The sequence below is a fragment of the Acetobacterium sp. UBA5834 genome, assembly GCF_002435675.1.
Classification (GTDB): domain Bacteria; phylum Bacillota; class Clostridia; order Eubacteriales; family Eubacteriaceae; genus Acetobacterium; species Acetobacterium wieringae.
Genome location: NZ_DJGY01000068.1, coordinates 19,810 through 35,507 on the forward strand (window position 1 = coordinate 19,810; position 15,698 = coordinate 35,507).

18 protein-coding genes are annotated in these 15,698 nt (G+C 43.5%); all 18 read left to right on the forward strand.

Annotated elements, in window-relative coordinates; translation table 11 throughout:
* The first annotated feature begins 3 nt into the window (after positions 1 to 3).
* The 18 genes from murG to nifS all read left to right on the forward strand — a co-directional run bounded on the left by murG (position 4) and on the right by nifS (position 15,684).
* Positions 4 to 1,107, forward strand: coding sequence for an undecaprenyldiphospho-muramoylpentapeptide beta-N-acetylglucosaminyltransferase (gene murG, locus B3F51_RS13720; protein ID WP_286947646.1), 1,104 nt, complete (start codon positions 4 to 6; stop codon positions 1,105 to 1,107).
* Positions 1,107 to 1,952: a cell division protein FtsQ/DivIB gene (locus tag B3F51_RS13725; protein WP_286947648.1), complete on the forward strand. Its 846-nt coding sequence runs from the start codon at positions 1,107 to 1,109 to the stop codon at positions 1,950 to 1,952. Before murG ends, B3F51_RS13725 begins: the two co-directional genes overlap by 1 nt.
* 267 nt (positions 1,953 to 2,219) lie before the next feature.
* Positions 2,220 to 3,272, forward strand: a complete 1,053-nt coding sequence (gene ftsZ, locus B3F51_RS13730; protein WP_035356806.1) for a cell division protein FtsZ — start codon at positions 2,220 to 2,222, stop codon at positions 3,270 to 3,272.
* A gap of 5 nt (positions 3,273 to 3,277) precedes the next feature.
* On the forward strand, positions 3,278 to 3,760 hold the full coding sequence (gene nrdR, locus B3F51_RS13735) for a transcriptional regulator NrdR (protein ID WP_070371081.1): 483 nt from the start codon (positions 3,278 to 3,280) through the stop codon (positions 3,758 to 3,760).
* On the forward strand, positions 3,747 to 4,295 hold the full coding sequence (locus B3F51_RS13740) for an NUDIX hydrolase (RefSeq protein WP_286947651.1): 549 nt from the start codon (positions 3,747 to 3,749) through the stop codon (positions 4,293 to 4,295). Before nrdR ends, B3F51_RS13740 begins: the two co-directional genes overlap by 14 nt.
* 212 nt (positions 4,296 to 4,507) lie before the next feature.
* Entirely contained in the window at positions 4,508 to 5,149 is a 642-nt protein-coding gene (locus B3F51_RS13745) for a site-2 protease family protein (protein WP_286947652.1), read from the forward strand.
* 2 nt (positions 5,150 to 5,151) lie between these two features.
* Entirely contained in the window at positions 5,152 to 5,889 is a 738-nt protein-coding gene (locus tag B3F51_RS13750) for a segregation and condensation protein A (protein ID WP_286947653.1), read from the forward strand.
* Complete coding sequence (gene scpB / locus B3F51_RS13755) at positions 5,879 to 6,529, forward strand: SMC-Scp complex subunit ScpB (RefSeq protein ID WP_286947656.1); 651 nt, start codon at positions 5,879 to 5,881, stop codon at positions 6,527 to 6,529. Before B3F51_RS13750 ends, scpB begins: the two co-directional genes overlap by 11 nt.
* Before the next feature lie 14 nt (positions 6,530 to 6,543).
* Positions 6,544 to 7,233, forward strand: coding sequence for a pseudouridine synthase (locus B3F51_RS13760; protein ID WP_349680225.1), 690 nt, complete (start codon positions 6,544 to 6,546; stop codon positions 7,231 to 7,233).
* Positions 7,230 to 7,628, forward strand: a complete 399-nt coding sequence (locus tag B3F51_RS13765; protein WP_250933534.1) for a hypothetical protein — start codon at positions 7,230 to 7,232, stop codon at positions 7,626 to 7,628. The genes B3F51_RS13760 and B3F51_RS13765 overlap by 4 nt, the downstream gene beginning before the upstream one ends.
* Positions 7,588 to 8,199 (forward strand): tRNA (mnm(5)s(2)U34)-methyltransferase, encoded by a 612-nt coding sequence (locus B3F51_RS13770; RefSeq protein WP_286947658.1) that lies wholly within the window; start codon positions 7,588 to 7,590, stop codon positions 8,197 to 8,199. Before B3F51_RS13765 ends, B3F51_RS13770 begins: the two co-directional genes overlap by 41 nt.
* Positions 8,200 to 8,201: 2 nt before the next feature.
* Entirely contained in the window at positions 8,202 to 9,104 is a 903-nt protein-coding gene (locus B3F51_RS13775) for a MurR/RpiR family transcriptional regulator (RefSeq protein WP_070371075.1), read from the forward strand.
* Between the two features lie 22 nt (positions 9,105 to 9,126).
* Entirely contained in the window at positions 9,127 to 10,362 is a 1,236-nt protein-coding gene (locus B3F51_RS13780) for an NAD(P)/FAD-dependent oxidoreductase (RefSeq protein WP_286947660.1), read from the forward strand.
* A 33-nt stretch (positions 10,363 to 10,395) separates the two neighbouring features.
* On the forward strand, positions 10,396 to 11,049 hold the full coding sequence (cmk, locus tag B3F51_RS13785; protein ID WP_070371073.1) for a (d)CMP kinase: 654 nt from the start codon (positions 10,396 to 10,398) through the stop codon (positions 11,047 to 11,049).
* The gene (locus tag B3F51_RS13790; RefSeq protein WP_148636603.1) at positions 11,046 to 11,627 is read left to right on the forward strand and encodes a lysophospholipid acyltransferase family protein; all 582 of its coding nucleotides are present in this window, start codon (positions 11,046 to 11,048) and stop codon (positions 11,625 to 11,627) included. Before cmk ends, B3F51_RS13790 begins: the two co-directional genes overlap by 4 nt.
* Before the next feature lie 61 nt (positions 11,628 to 11,688).
* Positions 11,689 to 13,890 carry a bifunctional 4-hydroxy-3-methylbut-2-enyl diphosphate reductase/30S ribosomal protein S1 gene (locus tag B3F51_RS13795; protein WP_414632379.1) on the forward strand — a complete coding sequence of 734 codons (2,202 nt, stop codon included), beginning with the start codon at positions 11,689 to 11,691 and terminating at the stop codon, positions 13,888 to 13,890.
* Positions 13,891 to 14,047: 157 nt separating this feature from the next.
* On the forward strand, positions 14,048 to 14,455 hold the full coding sequence (locus tag B3F51_RS13800) for an RrF2 family transcriptional regulator (RefSeq protein WP_286947665.1): 408 nt from the start codon (positions 14,048 to 14,050) through the stop codon (positions 14,453 to 14,455).
* Between the two features lie 20 nt (positions 14,456 to 14,475).
* The gene (gene nifS, locus B3F51_RS13805) at positions 14,476 to 15,684 is read left to right on the forward strand and encodes a cysteine desulfurase NifS (RefSeq protein ID WP_286947667.1); all 1,209 of its coding nucleotides are present in this window, start codon (positions 14,476 to 14,478) and stop codon (positions 15,682 to 15,684) included.
* The last annotated feature ends 14 nt before the right edge of the window (positions 15,685 to 15,698 follow it).

The following is a 15,698-nucleotide window of genomic DNA, read 5'->3' on the forward strand; positions in this document are numbered from 1 at the left end:
ACTGTGAAAGTACTCATTGCAGCGGGTGGAACCGGGGGCCATATATACCCGGGACTGGCGATTGCTGAAAAAATAAAAACCGAAAATCCCGGGGCTGAAATTATTTTTATCGGATCGCTGGTGGGGATGGAAAAAAATATTATTCCCCAGTACGGCTATCCGATTGAGTATATCCGGGTCAGGGGCTTTGAGCGAAAAGCTTCGTTGGAAACCCTGGCGGCGATTAAAGGTATTTTTGACGGACTCAACGACGCCAAAAAAATAATCAGGAAACATCAGCCGGATCTGGTTATTGGCACTGGCGGTTTTACCGCCGGACCATTACTATTGATCGCCAGTCGCCGAAAAATAAAAACGATGATTCATGAACAGAATGCCTATCCTGGCAAAACAAATTTGATGCTGGGCAAACGGGTCGACCGAATTGCCATCAGTTTTAATGAGGCAAAACAATACTTTCCCGGAGAAGGCACCTTTCTGGCCGGAAACCCGGTGCGGGCAGAATATTATCAGATCAACCGCTGCGAATTGCGAAAGCACTTAAACCTTTCTGATGCTCAAAAAATGGTGCTGATTATGGGTGGGAGCCAGGGTGCTGGCTCCATCAATCAGAGTGCGCTATCGCTGATTGCATCATATCAGAATCGGGAGGATCGGGTCATTTATCATTTGACCGGGAAAGATCAGTACCAGTTGATCAAAAAAGAAGTTCAAAACCTGGGGCTTTTCCCATCCGGTCATATTTTCGTTGAAGCTTACAGTAATGAGGTGCATCGTCTTTTAGGGGCGGCGGATCTGGTGATCAGCCGTTCGGGTGCCATGTCAGTGGCGGAAATTCAAGCGGTGGGAGTACCTTCAATTCTGGTACCTTACCCAATGGCCGCCGGAAACCATCAGGAATTCAATGCCAGGGTGATTACGGATCCGGGCGGCGGGGTTCTGATTAAAGACAAAGATCTGACTGGAGCGCTACTGATTCAAACGGTTGAAACGCTGTTGGATGACGAAAAAAAACGTCAGACTATGGGTCAAATTACCAAAGCGCTCAGTATAAATAATGCCGGAGATCGGATTTATGATGAAATCAAGAAATTAATGGAGAATTAATGAAACGATCAAAGAAGAAGAAACCCAAAGAAAAAATCATCAATAAACCGCAAAACCACGAGCCGACAAAGCAGGAACTTCGGGAGCAACGGCGTCGGCAACGAAAGGCCAATAAGCGAAAACGGATCATGAAAGGGCTGACTACCATTCTGGTTATTTTAGGGGTAATTGGTGCGATCAGTTTTGGCGCTTATCAGGCTGTTAATCTGGGAATATTTAATGTTGCTGAAATAGAAGTGGTTGGAAATGAGATTGTTGATACTGAGACCGTTGTAAAAGCATCAGGCATCAACGTGGGCGAAAGTATTTTTTTGATCGATGTCAATCAGGCAAATTACAATATTAATGCCCTGATGAATCTGGATGAATTGGAAATTTCAAAGATCATGCCCAATAAGATTCTGATCCGCATGGTTGAGTCGGTACCGATTTGTGCAGTCAATTATGATAACAAGGTTTATTATCTCACTGAAGACAAAAAACTGATTGAAGACGGGGAGTATTTAAGAAAAACGGATATCCCATTAATTTTTGGCAGTGATGCGGTATCGATATCGGAGATCGGTAAGGAAGTGGTGGTTGAGCCCTACTGGCGCTTTGATACCGTTATGAATATTCTGAAAGATTTGAAAAGTGATGGTAACTTGGCAAAGATTTCCGAAGTGCGGATGACGGATGTGAACACTTACGAAATTGTCACTAAAAATGGAACCGTCATTATTCTTTGTGATTATAATAATTATCTCGATAATAAGGCTTACATTCAAACCAATCTGGATAAAAACACCAGTAACATGATTATTAATCTGGCCGCAGGGACAAAACCAGTCATTAAACCCCGCTAAAGATTCTGCTACATCCCGGCATTTCGGCAAGACATTATTGTGAACAATAAAATATTAACGTTATTTTACTTAATTTATTATTCAATAGTTGAAAAATTTGTCAATAAAGGTTAATATAAAGGGGTGAACATTTCTTTAAGCCCGAATGGGGGAAAGCGATGTTTTAAACGATTAAAAGCAACTGAAATTAGCTAAGTGTTTCAGAAAAAAAGATACAAGTAATATCAATTTAGTAGGGAAAGCTGTTTAGTAAGAGGAGGAATAAAAGTGTTTGAATTAGATGGGAATTACGATAATTTTGCAAAAATTCGGGTTATAGGTGTTGGTGGTGGCGGAAATAACGCCATTAATCGCATGATTGAAGCCGGAATGAAGGGCGTGGATTTTATTGCGATCAATACCGATAAGCAAGCCCTGGCCTTAGCTTTGTCTGAAAAGAAGCTTCAAATCGGGGAAAAAATCACTCAAGGGCTAGGTTCTGGAGGAAATCCTGAGATTGGACAGAAAGCTGCTGAAGAAAGCAAAGATGCCATTGCCGATATGATCAAAGACACTGATCTCCTGTTTTTAACAGCAGGAATGGGCGGCGGAACTGGCTCTGGAGCTGCTCCGATTATTGCAAAAATTGCCAAAGACATGGGCATTTTAACCATTGGTGTGGTCACTAAGCCGTTCTCTTTTGAAGGCCGGGTGCGGATGCGTAATGCTCAGATTGCCAGTGAATTTTTACAGGAAAATGTCGATTCGCTGGTAACAATTCCAAATGACCGTTTATTACGAATGGCCGATAAATCAACCTCGCTAAAGGATGCCTTTAAATTGGCCGATGATGTGTTACTCCAGGGGGTTAAGAGTATTTCGGATCTCATCGCTATGCCAGGTCTGATCAGCCTTGATTTTGCCGATGTTAAAACAATCATGAAAGATACTGGACTCGCTCATATGGGTGTTGGCCGGGCGACCGGCGATAACCGTGCTGAAGAGGCTGCTAAACAGGCGATTCTCAGTCCCTTACTGGAAACCCAGATTGATGGCGCAACCGGTGTACTGCTTAATATCACTGCTGGTGAAGACCTGTCATTATTTGAAGTGGATAAGGCTGCCAGCATCGCCAGAGAAGCGTCAGATCCAGATGCCAACGTTATTTTTGGGGCCACCATTGATGAATCGCTTGGCGATGAAATCAAGATTACCGTTATCGCTACCGGTTTTTTATCCGGCGGTGAAAAAGAAAAGAAGGCCGTTATTAAAAAAGTTGTCAAGAGCGCCAATGATTCCGTTGGTGAATTTTCAATTCCAGATTTTCTGACTCAAGAATAATCCCGATGAAATGTCCGTATTGTGCGTTCGATGACAGCAAGGTGGTCGATTCCCGGCCATCTGAAGAAGGAACAATGATTCGCCGTCGCCGGGAATGCAACCGCTGTAATAAACGATTTACCACCTACGAACGGGTTGAGAACATTCCCCTGATTGTTGTTAAAAAAGGTGGTCAGCGAACGGCCTTTGATAAAAACAAAATATTTAATGGGATGATTAAGGCCTGTGAAAAACGACCGGTGCCCATTGATGCCATTAAAACAGTGGTTGATGATCTGGAACGGAGTCTGTACCAGAGCGAAATGAAAGAAGTGCCTTCTTCGTTGATCGGGGAACAGGTGATGGTTGCCTTAAAGAGTATGGATCAGGTCGCCTATGTCCGTTTTGCTTCAGTATATCGACAATTTAAGGATGTTGCTTCGTTTATGGATGAACTGGAGCGATTGATTTCTGAAAAACAGACCGAGGGTGGACATGAAACAGTTTGAAAAAACCATAAAGAGCGACGCTATTTATGACGGCCGGATTGTTAAGCTACGGATTGATGAGGTTGAACTTCCCGATGGCAGCTTGTCAAAACGAGAGATTGTAGACCATCAGGGGGCAGTAGCTGTTTTGGCGGTTAAAGATGGACAGATGCTTTTTGTGAAACAATACCGGATTGCCAGTCAGCAGCTGTTGACCGAAATACCGGCCGGACTGCTGGAAAACGGAGAAGATCCGGAAGCGGCAGCAATCCGGGAATGTCGGGAGGAAATTGGCTATCGGCCACTTAATCTTTTTAAGTTGGGTGAGTTTATTCCGACGCCTGGTTATTGTACAGAGAAAATTACCCTGTTTTGTGCTACGGAGTTTGTTTGGGATCCTCTGGATGAAGATCCTGACGAATATATTCGAGTTGTTAAAATCCCCCTACGGACGGTGCGAACGCTGTTTATTAACGGACAGTTCATTGACGGAAAAACCGTGGCAGCACTGGGTTATTATTTCACCATTGCCGCCAGAAGAATGATAGCAAAGTAATAATGTTCAATGAGGATAGATGGTTTATTTCGATGCAGAGCATTAGAATAGATCATCTATTTTGTATTATGCATCATCGCTCCGACGCATCGGATAAACACCTAAGCGAAGGAGCTACAAAAAAGTAAAATTGGTTTGATCAAGTGGCAGCTTCAATGGAAATGCGGTTTGAATAAATCAAAGATGCAATCTCAAATTACGAGGTAAGGATAATGTTTAATTTTACACCAGACTATTTTTATAATCTAATCTTGAGCCTGCCGGGAATACTGATTGCCATCAGTTTTCATGAAATGGCTCACGGCTATGCCGCTGATTCAATGGGGGATCCAACCCCTAAAAATGCCGGGCGATTAACCTTAAACCCGCTGAAACACATCGATCCCCTGGGATTTATCTCGATGCTGCTGTTTCGCTTTGGTTGGGCCAAACCGGTACCAGTCAATCCCGGAAATTTCAAAGATCGCAAGAAAGGCATGATTGTGGTATCGCTGTCGGGGGTGATCACCAATCTGATTCTGGCATTTTTAGGAATGGCTGCCTATCTGGCGGTGGTTCCGCTTAACAATGAAGTATTGATGCCGGTGCTGCAGTATATTTATATTTACAACATCATGTTTGCGGTCTTTAATATTATTCCGATTCCGCCGCTGGACGGCTCTCAGATTCTGGTTTTATTTTTACCGCCAAAGGCATTGATGACTTATTATAAATATCAGCGCTATGGCATGATCGCAATTTTTGTTCTGGCTTTTACCGGGTTATTGGGACTCATTATCAATCCGGTTATTAATGGGATATCGAGCCTGTTTTTTGCGATATTACTGCCAATTTTTAATCTGATCTGGTCCTGATTATGGCATATGCAGTTAGTCTGGAGACGTTTGAAGGGCCTCTTGATCTGTTAATCAATCTGATCCAGAAAAATAAAATCGATATTTGTGATATTTCCATTGCCGACATCACCAATCAATATTTATTGCAGATTCGCAGCTGGCAGGACATGGATATGGATGTGGCCAGTGAGTTCATTGTCATGGCGGCCAGACTGCTGGAGATCAAGGCCAAGGCATTACTGCCCAAAACCGAGACTGAGCCTGAAGACGCCGAAGATCTTCAGGCCAGACTGGTTCGTCAACTGGTGGAATATAAGGTCTTTAAAGAGATCAGTCGTTATTTTGCGTCCCGGGAGCAAGAGGAGCTTTGTGCCATTTATCGGGATCCGGAGTACATTCCGCAAAATACCGAAGAAGCGCCACTGGTTATTGATCCCTACGCCCTGGAACAGTGCTTTAAACGGTTGTTGTTTCAGAAGGAAGAGGAATTGGAGGCGATTGCCCCGCCGCAGAAGATCATCAGGGAATTGTTCAGTATTGAAGAAAAAATTGCCGAAATAACGGAGATTCTGGTTCAGGCCGGCGATGATGGAGTCAGCTTTTCAGAGCTGCTGCATCCGAATATATCCCGGGAGGAAGTGGTGGTAACCCTGCTGTCGTTACTGGAGATGGTTAAAACCAGCGGTTTGCGATTGCTTCAAAATCGGGTGTTTATTGATTTTCAAATACATAGGGAGGTGGAGAAAAGTGAACAGTGATGAACTGGCCGGCGTCATCGAAGGGATTCTGTTCGGTGCTGGCGATGGGGTATCGATGTCGGAACTGTGTCGATGTCTTGACAAACCGGTAGCGGAAGTGCAATTTGCGATGGAGATTCTTAAACAGGATTATCAATCACAAGCCAGAGGCATTCGTCTGGTTCAAACAAAGGATACCTACCAGCTTTCCACAAAACCGGAATACTATACGTACATCAAAGAAATTACCCGCCAGCAGGAAAAAACCGGTTTATCCCGAGCTGCGCTGGAAACCCTGGCGATTATTGCCTACCGTCAGCCAGTTACCCGGCTGGCCGTTGATGAACTCAGGGGAGTCAGCTCCAGCAGTGCCATTCAGCGCTTGTTGGATCGGGGGTTGATTTGTGATGGTGGCCGTCTGGAAGCACCGGGTCGACCGATTCTTTATAAAACGACCAACGCTTTTTTAAAAACCATGGGCTTAAGCAGTTTAAAAGAAATGCCGGAATTTGAGGTGTTTTCTCAGGGTAAACAGGAAAGCTTTGATCTGGAGTTGCTCAAGACTGATTCGCAAAACACAACAGAGTCCAGTGAAGCGTTACTGGCCGGGATGCTGGAAAAAACCATGGGCGATGCCCGGATTTTGGAGGCAGCCCAGTGAGAATTCAAAAATACATGGCGCAATGCGGGGTGGCATCCCGGAGAAAATCTGAAGAATTGATCCAGAAGGGATTGGTTCAGGTCAATGGGATCACGATTCATGAGCCAGGTTTCCTTGTTGAACCGGAACAAGATGAGATTATTGTTGCCGGAACACGACTGAGTACAGCTGTAAAAATTTATGTGATGATTAATAAACCCAAAGGGGTTTTATCGACGTCAGAGGATACTCATGGTCGCCAACGGGTGCTGGATCTGGTGCCGATAAAAGAACGGCTTTATACCGTCGGACGCCTGGACATGGATACCGAAGGCTTGCTGCTGCTGACAAATGACGGCGACCTGACGTTTCGGCTGACCCACCCCAGCCATGAGTTTGTCAAAACCTATATTGGTCTGGTCAAAGGCTGTCCCGACAACAGCAGTCTGGAAGCCTTCCGTCACGGTATCGATATTGAGGACTACCGCACCGCCCCGGCTGCCATCAAGGTGCTCAAAGTGGATCGGCAGACCAGTCTGCTGGAAATGCGGATTCACGAAGGAAAAAAACGACAGATCCGCAAAATGTGCGCAGCGATCGGTCACCCGGTCATTGACTTAAAGCGGGTGGCTGTTGGTGAGCTGACTTTGGGAAATCTAAAACCCGGGGAATGGCGGTATTTGAATCATGACGAAATTACTTATTTAAAAGGAGAAAAGCAATGATAAAAATAGGATTTCCAAGAGCCTTTAGTCAAATTCAGGCATTGTTTCCAGAAAAAGAAAAAGAACGGGATCTGTATATCGTGGCAGAGGACACAGCCAAGTCTGAAGTTTTGGGAGCCGTGCGCTTTTTTTATGGTGAAGAACAGGTTGATATTTACGAGATGATTATGACCTATCAGGGGGATCAGGCGATGGCGGTATTTGATGGCATTATTCGAACCCTGCTTTATAAAATGGCTGAAGAAGGCTGTACAACCCTATCGGTACAGGGGGCCACTGGCGAATTTGCCACATACTTTAAAGATCATGAATTAACAGAAGAAGGGGAAATGCTGATCCATCGGGATTTTGTCGGTGAGTTTTTCAAACCCTGTGCCGGTTGCAGTGATAAATAAGCCCTTGCGGGTCACTGATCTGGCTTGGGAATTTTTGCGACCGGTACTGAAACCGGGAGACACTGTAGTTGATGCCACCGCTGGAACCGGTCAGGATACGCTGTTCCTGAGGCAATGTGTGGGTGAAAGCGGCCGGGTTTTTGCTTTTGATATTCAGGCGGTTGCGTTGCAACAGACTAAAAGTTTGCTGGATAACAGCAAATCTGCAGATAACGTAACGCTGATATGTGATAGTCACGAATTGATAAGAATACGACTAGCTGATGCCGGGGTAGGCGAGCAGGCTGTTAAAGCAGTCATGTTTAATCTTGGCTATTTCCCCGGCGGTGATCCAGCTATTATTACAGAAGGTGAAACAACGATCAAAGCACTTAATAGCGCATTGCGACTATTATCGACTGGAGGAATGATGACCATCTGTCTTTATCCGGGACATCCCGGGGGATCAGAAGAAGCGCAGGCAGTGATTGGCTGGTGCGAAATGCTGGAAACCCCTTTTGTGGCCCATCATTTTCAAACATTAAATCGAAAATCCCCCCCGACATTAGTCATCATCCAGAGAACGAGGTAGAAATGAAAGATGTTTCAAGTGTAAAAGAAAGCCGGGATATTTTTTCAGCAATTAAGAAGCGCTATCCAAAGCTCAGTAAATCCCATAAATTAATCGCTGATTTTATGCTCAGCCATTATGAAAATGCGGCTGAAATGTCGGCGGTGTCAGTAGCTAAAAGTGTTGGTGTTAGTGAAGCAACGGTGGTGCGTTTTTCGGTAACCTTGGGATATGAAGGTTATCCGGAGTTTCGTCGAGCGATAAAAAATGAAATCAACAGCAAGCTGACAACCATCGAGCGAATTGACATGACCCTGCGAAATGAGCAAAAAGAAAAAGCCTTGCAGGAAACCGTGCAAAATGTTTTAAAGTCAGATCTATCAAATATCAATGCCACTTTTGAGGAGTTTGATTATGAAATTTTCAAGTCCTGCATTGATCTGATTCTTGATGCCCGAAAAGTGATTATCATCGGTTTTCGTACGACGACCCTGCTAACTGAGCATCTTGGTTATTATCTTAATCTGATTCTTGATAATGTGCGGGTGGTCAATTATGGAGTGTCCGATATCTATGAGCATTTGATCCGGGTTAATGAAGAAGATGTGGTTATTGCCATCAGTTTTCCCCGCTATGCCCAAAAAACTTACGAGGCGGTTGAATTTTTAAAAAACAAAGGGGTAAAAATCATTACGATTTCAGATAATGAGAATGCACCGATCAATGTATTTACCCAACATCGGCTGATTGCTAAAAGCAATGTTTACTCCTTTGTTGACTCACTGGTGGCACCGCTATCGCTCATCAATGCCCTGGTGATTTCGGTGGGGCTTCGAAATATTGGCAAAACCAGAGAAACCTTTAATGAACTTGAAGAAATTTGGCGAGAGCATTATATTTACACCGGCGATGAATTGGAAAAATAGTTCGGGAAAGGAAAAATAATCAATGAGTAGGATAGCAGTAATTGGCGGAGGCCCCGGCGGCATGATGGCGGCGGTGGCAGCGGCGGAAAAAGGGCATCAGGTTGATTTGTATGACAGCAACGAAAAACTGGGAAAAAAACTCTATATCACCGGAAAAGGTCGCTGTAATCTGACGAATGCTGTTGACATCGGCGACTATTTTGATAGCATTGTTCACAATCACAACTTTATGTATAGTGCCTTATATTCATATACCAATGTGGATTTCATGACCTTTCTTGAGAAAAATGGGGTACCCTTAAAAATTGAGCGGGGAGATCGGGTTTTTCCGGTTTCGGATAAATCCAGTGATGTCATCAGCGGCTTTAAGACGGCATTAAAAAACAACCGTTGCCGGGTTTATCTAAATACCAGAATAATTGATCTGTTAATTACGAATAATACCGTCAATGGAATTGTGTTGGAAAACGGCGAAACCCGGAGTTATGACGCAGTAATTCTGGCAACCGGTGGCAAGAGTTACCCATCCACCGGTTCGGACGGTAATTTTTTTAAGAATCTAGAAAAAAGCGGGCATCAGATCACACCGTTGTCCCCAGGATTGGTGCCAATTAATAGCAAAGAAGATTGGCCCCGAGATCTACAGGGGCTGGCACTAAAAAACGTGGCTCTTACCCTCTATAAAAAAACACCAAAGGGACAAAAAAAGGTCAAGTCAATGCTGGGTGAGATGCTGTTCACCCATTTTGGAATCTCTGGTCCGCTGGTTTTATCACTGAGTTCTTATCTGATGGGGAATACCAAAGATTATAGTCTGGAATTGGATTTAAAACCGGCTTTAAGTATTGATCAAATGGATGCCCGGATTCAACGGGATTTTCTTAAATATCAGAACAAGGATTTTGGAAATGCGCTGGGGGATTTGTTGCCATCGAAAATGATTCCCGTGATGGTAGCCCTGTCGGGGATTGATCCGGCGGTTAAGGTTAACCAGATCACCAGAGAACAGCGACAAAAGCTGGTGGCGTGCTTTAAACAGTTAAGAATCGGCATTGCCGGTTTGCGGGATTTTAATGAAGCCATTATTACCGTTGGCGGTGTGAATGTTAAAGAGGTGGATCCGGGAACTATGGAATCAAAAAAGATTAAAAATCTTTATATCGCTGGAGAGATGCTCGATGTCGATGCTCTGACCGGTGGTTATAATATTCAAATTGCCGTTTCCACCGGCTGGCTGGCCGGAAACGCAGTTAAATAGTTTTTTGTAAAGAGTTGAAAGAGGGAGAGTAAGATGCAAATTGCCATTGACGGACCTGCTGGCGCAGGAAAAAGTACGATCGCAAAAAAAATAGCCGCCGCCTATAACATGACTTATCTGGACACGGGTGCCATGTATCGGTGTATTGCCCATTGCGTTTTAAATCAGATCGGTGATCGTTTTGATAACGAGGATGATATTATAAAAATTGCCCAGTCGACTGTGATCCGCTTTGAGGGGAATCAGGTATTTTGTAATGAAAAAGATGTTACCCAGGAAATTAGGACGCCCCTGGTTTCCCGGCATACTTCCGATGTGGCCAGGATCAAAGCGGTTCGGGATCTGATGGTTGCTCAACAACGGGAATATGCCAAAGATCATGAGGTGGTCATGGATGGTAGAGACATTGGTTCAGTGGTTTTACCGGATGCGCAAGTGAAGTTTTTTCTGGATGCCGATGTTCTGGAACGGGCAAAACGCAGAAAAATTGAATTGGATGAAAAAGGCAACGGTAAAGCGCTGGCAGAAATCAAAAACGACATCGAGAAGCGCGACACGAATGATCGCAATCGCTCAGAAGGTCCATTGGTGAAGGTTGCCGATGCCATTGTCGTTGACACCACCGGGAAAAGCATCGAAGAAGTATACCAGGAAATGAAAACCTATATTGATGAGGTTTGCCGATGATTTATAAAATTGGCCGATTTTTAACTTATCTGCTTAGTTTGATTCTTTTTCGGATCACCATTACCGGCAAGGAGAACATTCCAAAGAGCGGTGGTGCACTGATCTGCCCCAATCACATCAGTAATATTGATCCGGTCGTCATTTCCTTTACAACCCCCCGGGAAATCCACTATATGGCCAAGGCGGAGCTGTTTAAAAATCCCTTGTTGAGCTGGTTTTTCAAAAAGGTCAATGCCTTTCCGGTTAATCGCGAAAAGGTCGGGGTGGAAACCATTAAGACATCCTTAAAAATTCTCAAGGAAGACAAGGTTCTGGGGATTTTTCCGGAAGGGCATCGGGTTAACCCGGAAGATCGAACCCCACCGGCCAGTGGTTTTGTCGTCTTTGCGATCAAGACAAAATCGCCGATTGTTCCGGTGCGGATCAAAGGACACTACCGGTTTAGAAGTAAAATCGAAATTATTATTGGCAAGCCCGTTTATCTGGAAGAATACTATGGAAAAAAACTGACAGATGAAGAAACCCGGCAGCTCAGTGAGAAAATTATGGATACAGTTTATGGATTGGAATTGACTTGAGGTTAATATGGAAATAATTATAGCCGACAAGGCGGGTTATTGTTTTGGAATCGAAAACGCCATGAAAATGGTTCAGGATACACTTGAGTCCGGTCCGGAAAAAATATATACATTGGGACCCATCAGCCATAACCGTCAGGAAACCAACCGTTTGGCTGATCAGGGCGTAACAATTATTGCAGACGAGGATATTGTAAACATTGATAGCGGCTGTATCATTCTGCGCTCACATGGGGTTGGCAAGAATATTATTGAAGCGATCAGGGAAAAAGGACTTCCTATCATCAATGCTACCTGTCCCTTTGTTCGGGCGGTTCAAAAAAAAGTTGAAAGCCATGATGCGGCCGGATATCAGATCGTTATTGTGGGAAACAAGGATCATCCGGAGGTAATTGGAGCTAACGGCTGGTGTAGGGAAAAAGCTTTAATAATTAATGATATAAATCAGTTGGAAAATATTGAAAGATATGATAGAATATGTATCGTGGCTCAGACCACCATCATCGAATCCAGATTCAATGAAATTTGTGATGCGATCCGGTCAAGAGTCAAAGAAGTTGTTATATTTAATACTATTTGCAGTGCCACCGCTGAAAGACAAGCAGCGGCAGCAAAAACTGCAAAAGAAGTAGAATATATGATCGTAATCGGTGGATACCACAGTTCGAACACCCAAAAATTGGTGGATATCTGTAAATCCCATTGCGAAAAAACTTGTCACATAGAAACCATCCGGGATTTAGATCTCTCTGAGGTAATGAAATACCAAAAAATTGGTATTACGGCAGGAGCGTCAACACCGGATTGGATCGTTAAGGAGGTATTGGAAGGTATGGAAGAGCAAAACAAAATTGCTGAGGAAAACGTGGTCGTAGAAGTGGCGACTGAAGAACAGCCACCTGTTGTAGTTGAGGAAGTGGTGGAAACCATTGAAAAAGACGAGTATGATGATGCTAATTTCGATTTCGCTGCTGAAATTGAAGAATCATTAAAAACAATTCGTCGGGGTGCTGAAATCGAAGGTGAAGTTATCCACATTGCCGAAGATGAAGTAATCTTAAACATTGGCTACAAAGCAGATGGTATCATCAAAAAGAATGATTTCACATGGAGAAGCGATGAGGTATTATCTGAACTTGTACAATTAGGAGACAAGGTTTGGTGTATCGTAACGGATTTAAATGAGGGTTCAGGAAATGTAAAACTTTCAAAAATCAAATATGATAACCGTCTCGTACAGAAACAGTTAAGTGACGCCTTTGATAATAAAACGATCTTAGAAGGAACAATCAAAGATATTTCTGGAAATGGTTTAATTGTTGATATCGGATTTACCGATATTTATATGCCAGCTTCACAATATCATGTTCGTTACGTTAAAGATTTGAACACCCTGATCGGCGAAAAAGTTAAAGGGATCATCATTGATTACAATCCTAAACGACGTCGTGCGATTCTTTCTCAAAAAATTATTCTGGAAAAAGATATGAAAGAACGTCGGGAACAAGTCAAAGAAATGAAAGACAAGCGTTTTGACGAATTAAACGTGGATGATGTCGTCAAGGGTGTGGTTAAAACCATTACGAACTTCGGAATCTTTGTCGATCTTGACGGTATCGATGGGTTTGTTCATCGCTCCGATCTGACTTGGGAAAAAATTAATGAGCCGAAAGATATTGTTGAAAAAGGCCAGGAAATTGAAGCCAAGGTAATCGCTAAAAATGATGAAGACAAAAAAATCAAATTAAGCGTTAAAGCATTAATGGATCGTCCCTGGGATGATTTCATTGCTAAATATAATGTTGATGATGAAGTAGAAGTTACCATCACGAACATTTTAGATTTTGGTGCCTTTGCTGAAGTGATTCCAGGTGTTGAAGGTTTAATTCACGTTTCTGAAATCAGCTACAACCGGGTTGAATCGGTTGCTTCAGTTTTAAATACTGGTGATGTCTTAAAAGTAAAAATCATCGGCATTAATCCTGAAAAAGAAAAAATCAGCTTAAGTAAAAAAGCAACTGAAGAAGCGCCTGCACGTCCGGCTCCTACACCACGAAGCAGTAACAGCGGCAATGCCAGCTCAGGTGATCGCGAAAGATCCAGCAACTATGGTGGCGGTGATAGAAATCGTAGACCGCAACAAAACCATAGCAGCAACAATCGGAATAAAACAGTTTATGAAGAAACCGCTAATGTAACTCTTGGGGATTCATTCGGTAACTTATTCGATGGTCTTTTCGGAGATAGCGAAGACGAAAAATAAGAATGCATTAATTAAAAGATCCATGCTCTGGTTTTCCGGAGCTTGGGTCTTTTTTTTGAAACTTTTTTTATTTACCTCTTGAAAAATAATAAATTCGTGCTATAATGACATTAAATCCCGGTGGAATACTCGGAAATAATCCAGGGAGGTGTTGCAATTGAGACTTTCAACAAAAGGACGATATGGTGTGCTTGCCATGGTGGAATTGGCGCTTCAATTTGGAGATGGTCCGGTTTCAATTAAGGAAATCGCCGAAAAGCAAAATTTTTCGGATTCGTATATGGAACAGCTATTTTCAACCTTAAAAAACGCCGGTCTGGTCAAAAGCATTAGAGGTGCCCGGGGTGGCTATGTGTTAGCTCGGGAGCCTGGTGATATTACTGTTGGTGAAATTATCAGAGCACTTGAAGGTCCGATCGAATTAGCAGAATGTATTGATGGCGGTGGGAAGCTTACCTGTGTCAAATCACCTGAGTGCGTGACCAGAGGGCTTTGGAAAGATATTAGTGACAGTATCAGTAATGTCATTGACAATCGCTCATTACAGGATTTATTAAGCAAATAAATAAGAAAGAGGTAATTGTTATGAAACGAATATATTTAGATCATGCCGCAACAACGCCAGTTGATCCGGCCGTTGTTGAAACCATGTTGCCATTTTTTACCGAATATTTCGGAAATCCTTCTTCCGTTTACACAGAAGGACGGGGCGTAAAAAAAAGCATTGAGGCAGCCCGGCTCCTGATTGCCAAAGCCATCAACGCGGATCCCCGGGAAATATATTTTACCGGAAGCGGATCAGAAGCGGATAATTGGGCCATTAAAGGCATTGCCATGAAAAATCAGGCGAAGGGAAAACACATTATAACGTCTACCATCGAGCATCATGCGGTGCTTCATACCTGTGAGTATCTGGAAAAGCAGGGCTTTGAAGTAACCTATCTGCCGGTTGACGAATATGGCTTGATCTCGTTGGATGATTTACGAAATGCCATCCGCAAAGACACGATTCTGGTGACAATCATGTTTGCCAACAATGAGATCGGAACCATTGAACCGATCAAAGAAATTGGCGAGATTGTCAAGGAAAAAGGAATTATTTTTCACACCGATGCGGTTCAGGCCCTGGGGAATATCCCGGTTGATGTAAAGGATTTAAACGTTGATTTATTGTCGGTATCGGCGCATAAAATATACGGCCCGAAAGGGATCGGTGCTTTATTTATTCGAAAAGGGGTACCCATTGATAATTTAATCCATGGTGGCGCTCAGGAGCGAAAAAAACGGGCTGGGACAGAAAATACCGCCGAAATAGTGGCTTTTGGTAAGGCCGCCGAAATGGCCACGGAACAGCTTGAAGAAAATGCTGCTCATATGAAGAAATTACGAGATTTGCTGATTAAAGGGGTCATGGATAATATCCCGCAGGTTCGTTTAAACGGTCATCCGGAAAAACGGTTGCCCGGAAATGTGAATTTTTGTTTTGATTATATTGAGGGGGAATCGATTCTACTCAGTTTGGATATCATCGGCGTGGCTGGATCCAGTGGGTCGGCCTGTACATCAGGGTCGCTGGATCCATCCCATGTGTTGCTGGCGATTGGCTTACCGGCGGGAGTTGCCCACGGATCACTGCGACTTACGATTGGCAAACACACAACAGCAGAAGATATTAACTATGTAGTTGACAATCTGATCCAGATTATTGAGCGTTTGCGAAAAATGTCCCCAATCAATGCCGATTGTCCGATTGATGATGCGGTTTTTGATAAAGCCGACCACCACCATCATTAAAAATAAACTAAACT

Coding starts and splice junctions, on each gene's coding strand:
- nrdR (WP_070371081.1), top strand. CDS start 3,278: ATGAAATGTCCGTATTGTGCGTTCGATGACAGCAAGGTGGTCGATTCC.
- B3F51_RS13740 (WP_286947651.1), top strand. CDS start 3,747: ATGAAACAGTTTGAAAAAACCATAAAGAGCGACGCTATTTATGACGGC.
- B3F51_RS13765 (WP_250933534.1), top strand. CDS start 7,230: ATGATAAAAATAGGATTTCCAAGAGCCTTTAGTCAAATTCAGGCATTG.
- B3F51_RS13790 (WP_148636603.1), top strand. CDS start 11,046: ATGATTTATAAAATTGGCCGATTTTTAACTTATCTGCTTAGTTTGATT.
- B3F51_RS13780 (WP_286947660.1), top strand. CDS start 9,127: ATGAGTAGGATAGCAGTAATTGGCGGAGGCCCCGGCGGCATGATGGCG.
- B3F51_RS13745 (WP_286947652.1), top strand. CDS start 4,508: ATGTTTAATTTTACACCAGACTATTTTTATAATCTAATCTTGAGCCTG.
- B3F51_RS13795 (WP_414632379.1), top strand. CDS start 11,689: ATGAAAATGGTTCAGGATACACTTGAGTCCGGTCCGGAAAAAATATAT.
- B3F51_RS13760 (WP_349680225.1), top strand. CDS start 6,544: ATGGCGCAATGCGGGGTGGCATCCCGGAGAAAATCTGAAGAATTGATC.
- B3F51_RS13775 (WP_070371075.1), top strand. CDS start 8,202: ATGAAAGATGTTTCAAGTGTAAAAGAAAGCCGGGATATTTTTTCAGCA.
- B3F51_RS13725 (WP_286947648.1), top strand. CDS start 1,107: ATGAAACGATCAAAGAAGAAGAAACCCAAAGAAAAAATCATCAATAAA.
- cmk (WP_070371073.1), top strand. CDS start 10,396: ATGCAAATTGCCATTGACGGACCTGCTGGCGCAGGAAAAAGTACGATC.
- B3F51_RS13750 (WP_286947653.1), top strand. CDS start 5,152: ATGGCATATGCAGTTAGTCTGGAGACGTTTGAAGGGCCTCTTGATCTG.
- nifS (WP_286947667.1), top strand. CDS start 14,476: ATGAAACGAATATATTTAGATCATGCCGCAACAACGCCAGTTGATCCG.